The following is a 13,331-nucleotide window of genomic DNA, read 5'->3' as shown; positions in this document are numbered from 1 at the left end:
CTGGCAAACTACACACATCGTTTTCTATCGGCCCGCAGAGAAGAGGTCTCTTGGAACGGCTGTTTTCCTTATCACACGGCTTTCAGACACGTGGCCCTGACAGCTATGGCCGCTGTGTCGAACAGTTTGACTCTCTGAGAGCGAGCGGAGACTGTCTCACAGCAATCACTCTCAGTCGTCGGCTGAGGCACCGCCTGTCTGCACTTCATGCTCGGAGAGTGCAGCGGACGGCGCGAGGAATTTAGCAGGGTCGAACGCAGTCAGTTCCTCGCCCGCTGCGACTTTGTCAGGCCAGTCCGGATTGGCGAGTGCACTCGTCGCCAGTGTTACGAGGTCGGCACCGGCATCGACCTTCTCGCGGGCCGCGTCAGGCGTCCCAAGCCCGCCGTTGTCGATGATGACCGTCTCATCCGCGGCGTATTCGGCCGCGGCCTCGGCCAGGGTTGGTCCATCGTCGCCAAACGCTGGCGTGGTCGCATCGGGTTCAGTAACGTGGATGTAGTCGGCCCCAGCCGCCGACAGTTCCTCGAAGAACACCGCGGCGGCGTCCTCGCCTTCGGGCCACCGGTGGTCTTCATCAAGGGCCGTCGACTGTGAGACTCGGATACCGACAACGAAATCGGCAGGTGTGGCCTCGTCGACCGCAGCGACAACCTCGCGCGGATAGCGTACCCGATTTGCGGGTTCATCGCCGTACTCGTCGTCACGCTGGTTGAAGTCAGCCGAGAGGAATTCGTGAAGGAGATACCCGTTCGCACCGTGGATTTCGACGCCGTCGAACCCCGCGTCGATGGCGTTCTGCGCCGAGGTGACGAATGAATCACGGATGTCGGCAAGCTCATCGACCGTGGCTGCTTTGGGCGTCGGGAAGTCTCCGCTTCCGCCGTAGGCTTCGGCCTTTTGTCCGTCCGGTTGTACCGCTGAGGGGGCGATCGTCTGTTCCCCCGCAACATGCGGATTCCCCTGACTCTGTGCACCGGCATGCATCAATTGTGCGAAAATCGGGACACCAGCCTCGTGGACTGTCTCCGTAACCTGTTGCCAAGACGCTGCCTGCGTGTCGGTCGCCAGTCCGGGCTGGTTCAGATACCCCTGGCTATGTGCTTCGTCGGGATACGTCCCCTCTGTAATGAGAAACGAGAACCCACCGTCAGCGAACCGCTGATAGTACTGGGCCATCTCCGCCGTCGCACGGCCGTCGTCAGTGGCGCTCACCCGTGTCATCGGAGCAAGGCCAACTCGGTTATCTAATGGCAGCTCGTTGAGTGTCGTCGAGTCGAACAGTGTCACACCGCCCGGTAAGCGGATAACGTAATTAACGGCTGGTTCAGCATACGCCGAATCAGTGCCTATAATTGTCAAAAGGCGCACACTAACGGTGTGGGTACGATTCATGCGTTTCTGATATGACGTGACTGGACCGGAACTTCGGTAGCGTGTTTCCGGACCGACAGACACGCAGTAGCCGCCATCGCAACGGACAGCGCCTACTGTCCTATCATAATACCTTTATATACATATTGGACAGTATAGAGATCAATTATAATCATTCATTCTTCATGCCTTGGTCGCACAGAATATGGTGCAAAGTGGTGGCGGGTACGACGGTGTATCGCGGCGGTCGGTGTTGAAAGCCTCAGGGACTGCGCTCACGGTCGGGACCGTGGGCTTAGCGGGGTGTAGCAGTAGCAGCGGTGCCAGCGTCCGACCGGTCAATGAAGACAGTCTCACTATCTGGCATGCCATGGGCGGGACCAACGGTGAGACGCTGCAGGGGCTGGTCGACCAGTTCCAGTCCGAGACAGACATCAACGCCAACCTCGTGTTTCAGGACTCCTACGAGGGAGTGCTGACGAACACACTGAGCGCACTCGACTCCGGCGAGGTCCCTGATGTCTTCCAGATCGACAGTCTGTTCGCCCAGCAAGTCCTCGATACGGACGCAGTCGAGCCCGTCGAGAACTTGCTCTCCGACGACTACCCGGTCGATGACTTTCTGTCGAACGTGACCTCGTTTTTCACCATCGATGATACGCTCACATCGATGCCGTTCAACAACTCAAACGCTATTCTCTATTACAACCGGTCGGCGTTCAAGGAAGCCGGGCTTGACCCGGACAGCCCACCGACCACGCTGGAGGAAGTGCGTAGCTACTCACAGACGCTCGTCGACGAAGGAGTCACCGAAGCCGGGCTCACCTGGCCGAACCACGTCTGGTTCGTCGAGCACTTCTACTCCGTCGACGGACAGACGCTACTTGACGCCGAGAACGGCCATGCCGGCCAACCGACGACGATGCAGACGGACAACAGTACGGCCCGGTCGCTGTACGAGTGGTGGCACGAAATGGCTGACAACGGTCTGTTCAGCAACCCCGGGATCGAGGCCTGGGGGGAAGCAACGTCCACATTCCTTACCGGGAAAGCCGCTATGTTGATGACCTCGACAGCATCGGTCACTGGTATCCGCTCCGGCGCGGAGGAGAACGGATTCGAGGTGGACAACGCCTTCTACCCAACAATTGACGGTGACCGAACCGGGCCGGTTATCGGTGGTGCTTCGTGGTTCGTTCCCTCCGGACTGCCACAGGAGCGCCAGGACGACATCGGCAGCTTCCTCGAATTCATGGGACGACCGGAGTCACAGATCACCTGGCACAAGGGGACCGGCTACTACCCGATCCGACAGAGCGCTGTCGAACAGCTCGAAAACGACGGCTGGTTTGCGGAGAACCCAATGTACCGAACCGCATTCGACCAGTTGACACAGGCCGAGAGCACGCCGGCGACGAAGCGGATGCTCATCGGCCCAGCTCGACAGGTCCAGACAACAATTCAAGATATGTCAGTCGAGCTGTTCAGTGGCGATGTCAGCGTCGACGAGGGGCTCTCCGAGCTGAAGTCGGCTGTCGAGGACGAACTGGACCGATACTACAGCTAATGTCCACGCGCGAAGTCTTCACAGACCGCCTGCAGGCCGGCGTGTTGCTGTTACCGACGATGGTCGTATCGCTGGTGTTCCTCTACTACCCGACGGTCCGTGCAGTTGGACTCAGTTTGTACCGGGCCTCGCTTGCCCGAGGTGACGTGTTCGTCGGGCTAGAGAACTACAGACGGTTAGCCAGCTCCTCGGAGTATCTCCGGAGCGTCCTGATATCGGTACTGTTCGCTGCGTGTGTCGTCGTCGGCGTGATGGCCGTTGCCCTGTGCGTCTCCTTCCTTATCCACGAGATTGATGTCGGAAAGGGACTGTATCTGGTGGCGGTTATCTGGCCGTACGCACTGCCGCCGGCCGTCGCCGGGCTTGTGTTCCTGTTCATTGCACACCCGAACATCGGCATCTTCACGAGCTACATCGAGGCCTTTGGCGTCGATGTCAACTGGTTCAGCAATGGTCCGCAGGCGTTCGTCGTCGTGCTGATCGCCGCGGTGTGGAAGCAGGTCGGGTACAACGTTATCTTCATGACAGCCGCACTCGGCAACGTCCCCGAGTCGCTGACTGAGACCGCCGAACTCGATGGCGTTTCCCGAACGCGGCGACTGCTCCGCGTGTACGTCCCGATCATCTCGCCGACGCTCGTGTTTCTGGTCATCATGAACACGATCTACGGCTTTTTCGGGACGTTCGCGATGGTCGACCTCATGACCAAGGGTGGGCCCGCCGGTGCGACGAACATCCTCATCTATGACCTTTACCGGACCGCCTTCCAGTTCTACGAGTTCGGCTTCGCCTCGGCGAAGTCCGTTGTGCTGTTCGTCGCCGTCGGGCTGTTGATGTACGGTCAGTTCCGGCTGAGCGACAGATATGCCTACTACGGAGGATAAAATGCTCGGCTCACTCCTTACTGCGTTGACCGCCGCTGCTGAGCGCTCCCGGTCTGCGGGACGAACTACCAGTGAACGCATTCGGCGATTCGAGACGGAGCAGCTCACGCTGCACGTGCTTGCAGCGACAATCGTGTTCCTGATCATACTGCCAGTGTTGATCGCGGCACTCGTCTCCACGAAGCGGGCGGGTATCGTTACGTCTATCGGCGATCTGGCTCCCGGCGGCCACGCGCTGTCGAACTACCGGCGTGCGCTCATTGGCCTCGAATTCTGGCGATTTATGCTCAATTCGTTCCTGATGTCTGTTGCCGTCGTCGTCGGGAAACTGGTCGTGTCGCTGCTGGCCGCGCTGGTGATCGTCTACTACAGGTTCCCGTACAAGAACGCCGTGTTCCTGTTTATCCTCTTTACTCTCTTGCTCCCGGTCCCGGTCAGGTTTGTGCCGCTGTATCGCCTGACGACAGAGCTCGGCATGAGTAACACCTTCTTCGCGATCACGGTCCCGTATCTGGCCAGCGCGACGACCGTGTTCATCCTGCGCCAGCACTTCTTGTCGATTCCAGCCTCGCTCGTTGAGACGGCAAAGGTCGACGGTGTCGGGCCGCTGCGGTTTCTGTGGTCGGTACTGGTTCCGATGTCCCGCGCCGTTCTCGTGGGCGTGTCGGTGATCATGTTCGTCTACACGTGGAACCAGTACCTCTGGCCGCTGGTGATCATCAACGCTGAAAGCCTGCAGGTCGCACAGGTCGGGCTGAGTCTGCTTCGCGGCCAGGCCAGCACCGGTGAAGTGGCCTGGTCCATGGTGATGACCGGGTCGATGCTGACCCTGTTGCCACCGCTGGCGCTGCTAGTGCTGTTCCGACGACAGCTGCTGGAGACGTTCACGATTCAACAAAAATGAGAGAAAATTATGACTGACGTAACCTTACAGGACGTACGAAAGGAATTCGATGGTGTCGTCGCTGTGAAAAATATCGACCTCCAGATCCCGGACGGAGCGTTCGTGACCGTGGTCGGGCCGAGTGGCTGTGGCAAAAGCACCACGCTCCGGCTGATCGCCGGGCTAGAGCAGGCCACTGACGGCACGATTCAGATGGGCAATCAGGATGTCACCGGGGTTGAACCAAAAGACCGGGACGTTGCGATGGTGTTCCAGAACTACGCGCTGTACCCTCACATGACCGCGCGCCGGAACATCACGTTCGGGATGAAGTCCGCCGGCGACTTCAGTGACGAGGAAATCGACCGCCAAGTGGCGGAAGCCGCAGCGGTGCTTGACATCGAGAATCTCCTCGACCGGACGCCCGGTGAGTTATCCGGCGGCGAACGACAGCGAGTCGCACTCGGTCGGGCACTGGTCCGGGACCCAGAGGTGTTCCTCATGGACGAGCCGCTGTCGAACCTTGATGCCAAACTCCGCATCAAAATGCGGGCTGAGCTGGCGAAACTCCACAGCGAATTTGGCACCACGACTATCTACGTTACTCACGACCAGACGGAAGCGATGACGCTTGGTGATCGGGTGGTCGTGATGAACGACGGCCGCATCCAGCAGGTCGACAGTCCACAGCGGCTGTATGACTATCCAGAGACCCGGTTTGTCGCGGAGTTCATCGGCGACCCCGCGATGAATATGCTCTCTGTGGATATCATCCATGACGGAAGCGAATACGAGGCCGTCGGTCCGACGTTTCGCGTACCGCTACCCGAGGGTGACGGACTGGAAACAGCAGCCGGAGGACAGGCACTGCTGGGCATTCGGCCCGAGAGCCTGTCGTTAGCTGATTCGGCCGACCGAAGTTCGTTTACCGCTGAGATAACGGTTACCGAACCGCTCGGTGATAGCCTCTTGCTGGAGTGTCGGACTGGCGATCAGGCGTTCAAGCTGCACGCAGAGCCTCGAACCGCCGTCGAGCCGGGAGACCAAGTCGCGTTGACGCTTGATGCTGAGCGACTCCACCTGTTCGATTCACAGACGGGCGAAGCCATCTATCACGCAGCGGCGGCACAATCACTCGAACAAGCCGGCACTATCGATTGTACCACCTGAATTCACAGCTGTAAACCCGAGACAAACACTGGGCTCACCTGATAACAGGGGAGCCCTATCGCAGAGTCGTTGCTGGCGAGAAAGCCAAACACCGACACTTCCGGCTATTTCGGGCGCTACCTGTCGTTCCAACATAACTACAGCGTCCCTTCTACTAATATTTATACTATATACCAATATATACTCTCATTCTACAGCCATTGCTGGCTCTCTACAGCGTAAATAAACTCAGGTAAACAAAACGGTATATACCAATATTACCAATAAATAGTTATATATAGATTGTGTAGGTAATGGCCCACGGAATGGTTCGAATACCAGACATATGCCGTCGAACTGTGCTGAAGAGTACGTCTGCCGCCGCTCTGGGGTCCATCGTTGGAACTGGGGCTGCCAGGGAAAACGACCACGACAGTACCGAGCCGCCTATCGCTACCACACCGATTCTGGCTGCACACCGCGGCTACCGCGGTCTGTATCCTCAAAACACCATTGCTGCCGTCCAACAGGCAGCGTACGGTGGGCGTCGCAGTCAGGGGTACGACACCGACATGATGGAGTGTGACCTCGTTCCTGCGGGCGGTAAGCCCTGGAAGGGCGAAGACTTCGAAATCGTCGTTTTCCACGACGATAAGCTGGATAACCTGACAGATGAATCCGGATACGTCTGGGAGAACGATGTAGAGACTGTGCTGAACGCCGAAATCCGTGACAGCGGTCAGACGATACCCCGATTAGACGAGTTCGTCGAAGCCACTCCGGATAGCATCCCGCTCAACATTGAGTGGAAAGCTGCAGGTGTCTCGCCCGATGATGACGCGTCAGCATCCGCTGTCGAGACCTGGGACCCGTTTACCGAACAGGCACTTGATGTCCTCTCCACTCACGAGAACGACTTTATTGTCCAGTCGTTCCAAAAGGCTGCGCTGCAGTCTGTCCAAAACTCAGACCCCGATATTCCGATAGCGTACTTGCTCTGGGATTCAATCGAAGAGGGCCTTGCTGTTGTCCGTGACCTGGACGCAGAGTACATCCAGCCGCCGTACAACATGATTATGAACACCCCCTTCTTCAACGAGGATTATTACCTCGAAGACCCAGGTTTCGCTGAGATCGATCTGGTCGAGACCGCTCACGAGGAAGGTCGGAAAGTAATCCCGTACACGATAACGACATGGCATCAGGCGGAGAAACTGGTCGAGGCCGGTGTTGACGGCATCATCGCTGACTACCCCGGCGTGCTCGACTGATATTTGATGCAGCGGCGCAGTGGGAACGGGTTACCGCCCCTCGTTCCCGCCCGGCCCTATCATCCGTTTTCTACGATCGCTGCCAGCTCTGACAGGTCGGTCACAACGTGGTCAGCAATCACGTCACTTTCCGCTAAGTCCGCCGGACTGGTAACGCCAGTTAGTGGCAGTACCGTCTCCATTCCAGCTTGGTTTCCCATCCTGATGTCTGTCCCAAGCCGGTCACCGATCATAAGACAGCGGTCCGGCTCTCCACCGACCCGTTCCAGAGCCATCTGCAGGATTACGTTGGACGGTTTACCGATCAACTGGTCCAATTCCTGCCCAGTCACTCCCTCTATCGCTCCGATCATCCCTGCCGCATCGGGTATCTCACCCCCCTCTACAGGACACGTCCGGTCCGGATTGGTGGCAACGAAAACCGCGTTGTTCTCAGTGAGTGCAATTAGCGCATCCTGTAGCGTCTGGTAATCAAAACCGAAATCAAGTGACGCGATCACGGTGCCTGCTCGCTCTGGGGCGGTTGTCGTGTCCAGCCCAGCGGCGCGCAATTCCGCAACCAAGGCGTCCTCGCCGATAACATAGATTTTGCGCTCCGGATACTGCGCGGATAGATAATCCGCTGCTGCAGTGGCGGACGTGATTATGTCATCACTGCTGCAATCAATGCCCAGCGCGTTCAGCTTCTCACAATACTTCTCTCGCCGGTCAATCGGCTTGTTAGTAACAAATAGCGTCGAAAGCCCCGCTTCACGCACTGTCTGTACGCCTTCGGCGGCGTTTTCAACTAACGAATCACCACGATATACCGTACCGTCGAGGTCGATAATTGCACTTGTGTATGTCATCTAGAATCCTCCGTCTCAAACCGTGACGCTTCCGCAGCAGCCGCTGCTGGCGAGATCACAGGCGCTTTCTTGGCTGTAGGGACCGCGACAACCCTCGAAACACGCCGATAGCTTTGCCCGTTCATACTAATTGGACGCTGATGACCACGCCACCGATCCCGATGAGGGACAAGTAGAGCGATTTTCGTACGACCGGTGACAGCAATGAACGGTTGATACTCGTTGCAAACCCGATTTTCACGAGGATACTGGAGAGCGTCCCAGCCAGCACACCCTGTGCCGCGACTGTCGGCGATATCTGTCCTGTCGACGTCAGCGTCACTGCAGTCGTTGTCGTCGTGCCGCTCGAGACGATGCCACTGAGGAAGCTCGTAATCAGGAATCCGGCTGTTCCGAATATGCGCTGTGCGCCAGCAGTGAGAATCAAGACGGCAAGGAAGAGCACGCCGAATTTTAGCGCGTTCGCGCTGCTAAACGGCGAGTCGAAATCCAGTTCCAGATCACCCTCCCAGTCGCTATCGTAATATGCGAGTCCGACGCCACTGATAGCGATCAGGCCGAGTGGTAGTCCAACACTGACTGCCGACTCGGGGACGAACGCAACGATGATCGCTAAATTACGGACCGCCATCGCCGCATCAGCGATCAGTATCGTTCCCACCGCGAGCTCTGTGATCCCAGTGTTGTTCTTTGCCCGGCCCGCGATTTCGCCGATCACTGCAGTTGAGTTCACCAAGCCGCCGAAGAAGCCGGTGACAGCGATCCCTTTACTGCCGTATCGCTGCATCACGATATAGTTCACAAACCCGATCCCGCTGACTGCGATCACGAGCATCCAGACCAGTTTCGGATCAATCGCATCCCATGGCCCGTACGTTCCGCCGGGCAAGAGCGGATACACGACAAATGAAATAATCGCAAACTCACCGGCGCTGCGTACTTCCTCTCGCGATAGCTGGTTCGCAAACTCGTGTAACTCCCTTCGAAGGACGAGCAGGAATGACGACGTGATGCCAATAATGACGCCGATAAGGACGTGGTTGGCTCCAACCAGAATCCCGACCGCGTACGCGACAAGGAGTGAAGTCGATGTTGTCAGGGACAGGCCAGAATCTAGCTCACCATCGTCGCCGGTCCACTGTGCGACTATGCCCCGGATTCCGAGTAATCCGCCCTGTACGAGTACCAGTGCCCCTCCCGAAGCAAGTAGTATCGTCTCGTTGAGAGACATTGCGGCAGCGCCGACCAGACTGGTCAGCGTAAACGTGCGGATTCCTGCTGACTTGTTTGCCCACTCTCGTTCAAGCCCAAGCAGCATACCCAGTGCACCTGCAATAAAAAGGTGTAGTATCTCAGTATCGACAGTTATCCCCTCTATACCTCCGAAAACAGCCGTATTCGCGATTGCACTCATTACAGTCATCTTATCTTACAAACGGTGGTTCCGTCATTTTTATATAGTCTATATACTACTATGTTCTATATGGAGACAAATATACTGATGGGTAATAGGTGTTGGCCTTGAGGCTAGCTTGAATATCGCCATGGCCCCTGCGGAGACCGGAAAATCCCCCTCGATTACCGGCTAGTATATAGAGCCTGTCATATATTGAATTCTGATGCTTATTCTAAATTCTATATGAAGAGAGCCTAAAACCCGATAAGAGGTAATTATAGTTTTGTCAGATTTAAACATAAATACTTTTTAACCCAGATTTCGCATATGTCTGCGTCGACAATGAAACAGAACCCAGTTGACCGACGATCTGTGTTAAAAATCGGCGCTACTGCGCTCGCAGCAGGCGTTGCAGGCTGTTCTCAGGAGAGCAGTCAGAGCACCGAAACATCCGGCGGAGACGGTAGTGACGGGTCCAGTAGCGGTGACGGTGGGTCCGGACAGAGTAACGATTACCCCGAGTTCGATCCGTCGAATCCGGAGTTCCCGCAGTTGATGCAGACGCTCATCGAGGCCGGGTTCGAGACAGGGTCTCTACAGGACCTGAAGAACATGGAGGAACGCGAGAAGCCTCGCTACGGTGACCCCGTTCAGAGTACTCCCGATAATGAAGACGAGCTCATTGACCCGGACCGTATTGCGTTTGCGATGACGCCGACGGAAGACCCGGCGGTCTATCGAGATACGATGCAGCCGCTGATGGACAACATCGCCGAAGAGACCGGGAAATCCGTTAAATACTTCCCCCTCAACTCGTACGCGTCCCAGGTCGAGGCGATGCGGTCCGAACGCCTCCACGTCGCCGGGTTCTCTACTGGGCCGACGCCCTTTGCTGTGAACCTGGCCGGTGCTGTCCCGTTCTCGCTCCAGATTTCGAAGGCAGGTGACTTCGGCTATCGGCTGTGGCTGGCTACGCAGGCAGATAACGACGATATCTCCTCGCTGGCGGACCTCGAAGGCAAGCGCGTCGCACATGCCGAGCCCTCGTCCAACTCCGGGAACCTCGCCCCGCGTGCGCTGTTCTCGAACCAGGGCGTCACTCCGGGCGAAGACTACGAGGTGAGTTATTCCGGCGGCCACGAACAGAGCATTCTGGGCGTTGCAAACGACGACTACGACGCTGCCCCCGTTTGTAGCACCTGTGTCACGCGCGTTGCAGAAGCAGACAACATCGACCCGACGAACCTCAAAGTCGTGTGGGCCAGCAATCCGTTCCCCACGACGAGTTTCTGTTACCGCTACAACCTGAAGCCGGAACTTCAGGAGGGTATCAGGGCGGCGTTCATCGACTACGACTACTCGGACACCAAAATCGCGGAGGTGTTCGGTGGTCGCGGAACGTGGACGGAGATTGATTACGCTACGACCTACGATATCATCCTCCAGATTCAGGAGAACAACGATATCACGTACCAGATCGACAACATCGAAGGCTAAGAAGAGACCCAAATAATGCTCACTGTAGATAATTTGGAAAAAACGTACGACTCCGGTGATCGAGCACTCAAAGGTGTCTCATTCGAAGTCAGTGGTAACGAGATCGTTGCGATTATCGGGCCAAGCGGGGCCGGAAAAAGCACGCTCGTTCGTAGCATCAACAGGCTGACCGAGCCAACTGGCGGGCGCATCTCGCTTGACGATACAGAGGTGACCGGGCTGGAGAAATCAGCCCTTCGCGATGTCCGTCGCGATATGGGCATGATCTTCCAGGAGTTCAATCTCGTAGAGCGCCTGACGGTCATGGAGAACATCCTCTCCGGTCGCCTGGGCTATCTCAGTACGTGGAACGCGTTCCGGCGGAACTTCCCTCCGGAGGACATCAGGCGCGCACGCGAGATTCTCAGCCGGGTGAATCTGGAGGGTGTCGAGAACAACCGTGCAGATGAACTCTCCGGTGGCCAGCGACAGCGCGTTGGTATCGCCCGTGCCGTCATTCAGCGGCCGAAAATCCTGCTCGCTGACGAGCCGACGAGCGCGCTGGACCCTGACACCTCCCGAGAGGTCATGAGCCTCTTGACGGACATCGCCCACGAAGACGATATCCCGATCATCATCAACATCCACGAAGTCGATCTAGCGGTCGACTACGCGGACCGGATAATCGGCCTCAGTGACGGTGAAATCGTCTTTAACGGCCCACCTGACGACCTAGATCAGGCAGCCAGAGACGAGATCTATCGCGGCGGTGAATCAATTGCGGACCGTGAAGAGCCGAGTGCTGGTAACAGCACTGACGCTGATGACGTCATTGCCGAACGAGGTGACTAATCAATATGGCTGCTGAATCTGGATCGACCGTTGAAGGATCTTGGGAGCGGCCCACAGTCTTCTACAACAAGAAAGTCAAGTATCTCATCTACGGGCTTATCTTGTTGTTCTTCGCGTATAGCTTCTGGAACCTTCGGATTTCCCCCAGCCGATTTGTTCGCGGGATCGGAGCCGGTGTCGAACTCATCACGAGTATGCTACCACCGGCATACACTCCGTCGCAACGGGAACTCCTCATTCAGGGCATCGTCGAGAGCATCGTGATGACGATTGTCGCCACGACAATCGGCATCATCGTCAGCGTGCCGGTCGCGATTATGGCTTCGAATAACCTCTCGCCGAAGCCAGTCTACTATGTCGGTCGCAGCATCGTTGCCGTCACGCGCTCGCTCCACGAGCTCATTGTTGCGATCATCATGGTCAAAGCGGTCGGGTTCGGTCCACTCGCTGGTGTCCTTGCACTTGCGTTCAAAACGATCGGATTCTTCGCGAAACTCCTCGCAGAGGAGATCGAAGATATCGACCGTGGGCAGATGGAGGCAATCACTGCCGCCGGTGGGACGCCCGTCCAGACGTATCTCTACGGCGTCCTCCCGCAGGTGATGCCCCGGATCGTCGGGCTGTCGATTTACCGGCTCGACATCAATCTCCGTCACAGCACTGTCGTCGGAATTGTCGGAGCCGGTGGTATCGGGATCACGCTGCTGAACTCCTTCGATAAGTACGATTACCAGTTCAGCATGGCGATTATCGCTGTCATCGTCGCGATCGTCATGGTCGGTGAAGGTGTCAGCGCTCTCGCCCGGAGGCGGATCCAATAATGTCAAACAGCACTGACTCCTGGAGTCGGTTCGATCGCCGTGAGCGCTTACTCCGGTTCTTCGGGCTGCTGGCTGGCCTCGTCATTCTGGTCGCAGCCTGGCGCGCCATGGAAGTGAATTACGGCTACGCCGTGACTGCCCCGCGTGAGTTGGCTGACCTCTTCGGTCGGATGTATCCGCCCAATGTCGGATACTCGCGAAAGATTGTCGGGCCGCTGCTTGAGACGATCAATATCTCGATCCTCGGCACGGCACTGGCTATCGTGATGGCGATTCCGGTCGCGTTCCTCGGTGCCAGCAACACGACACCCAACAAGCCGGCGTACCTGCTGGGTAAGTTCATCATCTCGTTTACCCGTTCGGTGAACGTCATCATCTGGGCACTGATCTTCGTGGTCATCTTCGGCCCGGGGGCCCTCGCTGGCGTGCTGGCGATTTCGATCAGATCTATCGGGTTCACTGCAAAGCTAATCGCGGAAGCCATCGAAGAGATCGACCGCGGGTCTGTTGAGGCGGTCACTGCAGCTGGGGCATCGCCCGTTGATGTACTCATCTACAGTATCGTTCCACAGATCAAGCCGGCGTTCATCAGCGTCGCGACGCTTCGATGGGACATCAACGTCAGAGCGTCAACGATCATCGGGTTCGTCGGTGCAGGCGGTATCGGCGTCCCGCTGCAGACTGAGATCAACTACTTCAACTGGGAAGCAGTCCTGACGATCCTCATCTCGATTCTGGGCCTTGTGCTCATCAGTGAAGGTATCTCGGCCTATCTGCGCAAGAAAGTAATGTAGGCGATCGCAGCTCGCA

At 57.2% G+C, this 13,331-nt stretch carries 12 protein-coding genes; 9 read left to right on the top strand and 3 right to left on the bottom strand.

The window, feature by feature from the left end; all coding sequences use genetic code 11:
* Window positions 1-171 precede the first annotated feature (171 nt).
* Window positions 172-1,290: an NADH:flavin oxidoreductase gene (locus tag G9463_RS09140; protein WP_165896523.1), complete on the bottom strand. Its 1,119-nt coding sequence runs from the start codon at window positions 1,288-1,290 to the stop codon at window positions 172-174.
* 454 nt (window positions 1,291-1,744) lie between these two features.
* On the opposite strand from G9463_RS09140, the gene G9463_RS09135 reads away from it, so the two are divergent.
* From G9463_RS09135 to G9463_RS09115, 5 genes are all read left to right on the top strand, one after another.
* Complete coding sequence (locus G9463_RS09135) at window positions 1,745-2,941, top strand: ABC transporter substrate-binding protein (protein ID WP_127015090.1); 1,197 nt, start codon at window positions 1,745-1,747, stop codon at window positions 2,939-2,941.
* Entirely contained in the window at window positions 2,941-3,825 is an 885-nt protein-coding gene (locus G9463_RS09130) for a carbohydrate ABC transporter permease (protein WP_165896522.1), read from the top strand. The genes G9463_RS09135 and G9463_RS09130 overlap by 1 nt, the downstream gene beginning before the upstream one ends.
* Before the next feature lies 1 nt (window position 3,826).
* Window positions 3,827-4,729, top strand: a complete 903-nt coding sequence (locus tag G9463_RS09125; protein WP_004966643.1) for a carbohydrate ABC transporter permease — start codon at window positions 3,827-3,829, stop codon at window positions 4,727-4,729.
* Between the two features lie 9 nt (window positions 4,730-4,738).
* The gene (locus G9463_RS09120) at window positions 4,739-5,878 is read left to right on the top strand and encodes an ABC transporter ATP-binding protein (protein WP_165896521.1); all 1,140 of its coding nucleotides are present in this window, start codon (window positions 4,739-4,741) and stop codon (window positions 5,876-5,878) included.
* Window positions 5,879-6,183: 305 nt separating this feature from the next.
* Window positions 6,184-7,128, top strand: coding sequence for a glycerophosphodiester phosphodiesterase (locus tag G9463_RS09115; protein WP_240149986.1), 945 nt, complete (start codon window positions 6,184-6,186; stop codon window positions 7,126-7,128).
* Between the two features lie 59 nt (window positions 7,129-7,187).
* Here G9463_RS09115 and G9463_RS09110 read toward each other — a convergent pair whose 3' ends face one another.
* Both G9463_RS09110 and G9463_RS09105 read right to left on the bottom strand, forming a co-directional pair.
* Window positions 7,188-7,976, bottom strand: coding sequence for an HAD-IIA family hydrolase (locus G9463_RS09110; RefSeq protein ID WP_165896520.1), 789 nt, complete (start codon window positions 7,974-7,976; stop codon window positions 7,188-7,190).
* Window positions 7,977-8,097: 121 nt separating this feature from the next.
* Entirely contained in the window at window positions 8,098-9,399 is a 1,302-nt protein-coding gene (locus G9463_RS09105; protein WP_011224882.1) for a DUF4010 domain-containing protein, read from the bottom strand.
* 300 nt (window positions 9,400-9,699) lie between these two features.
* On the opposite strand from G9463_RS09105, the gene phnD reads away from it, so the two are divergent.
* Genes phnD through phnE (G9463_RS09085) form a run of 4 tightly spaced genes read left to right on the top strand, consistent with a single transcriptional unit; the run spans window position 9,700 to window position 13,315 of the window.
* Entirely contained in the window at window positions 9,700-10,869 is a 1,170-nt protein-coding gene (gene phnD, locus G9463_RS09100; protein WP_007187975.1) for a phosphate/phosphite/phosphonate ABC transporter substrate-binding protein, read from the top strand.
* A gap of 15 nt (window positions 10,870-10,884) precedes the next feature.
* Window positions 10,885-11,700 carry a phosphonate ABC transporter ATP-binding protein gene (phnC, locus tag G9463_RS09095; RefSeq protein ID WP_004966649.1) on the top strand — a complete coding sequence of 272 codons (816 nt, stop codon included), beginning with the start codon at window positions 10,885-10,887 and terminating at the stop codon, window positions 11,698-11,700.
* A 5-nt stretch (window positions 11,701-11,705) separates the two neighbouring features.
* Window positions 11,706-12,521, top strand: coding sequence for a phosphonate ABC transporter, permease protein PhnE (gene phnE / locus G9463_RS09090; RefSeq protein WP_004966650.1), 816 nt, complete (start codon window positions 11,706-11,708; stop codon window positions 12,519-12,521).
* Window positions 12,521-13,315, top strand: coding sequence for a phosphonate ABC transporter, permease protein PhnE (gene phnE, locus G9463_RS09085; RefSeq protein ID WP_004966651.1), 795 nt, complete (start codon window positions 12,521-12,523; stop codon window positions 13,313-13,315). The genes phnE (G9463_RS09090) and phnE (G9463_RS09085) overlap by 1 nt, the downstream gene beginning before the upstream one ends.
* Window positions 13,316-13,331: the final 16 nt, after the last annotated feature.

Origin of the sequence: Haloarcula sp. JP-Z28 (genome assembly GCF_011440255.1) — an archaeon.
Lineage (GTDB): Archaea > Halobacteriota > Halobacteria > Halobacteriales > Haloarculaceae > Haloarcula > Haloarcula marismortui.
The sequence above is the reverse complement of the archived record's forward strand: the minus strand, read 5'-3'. Positions and strand labels throughout refer to the sequence as shown.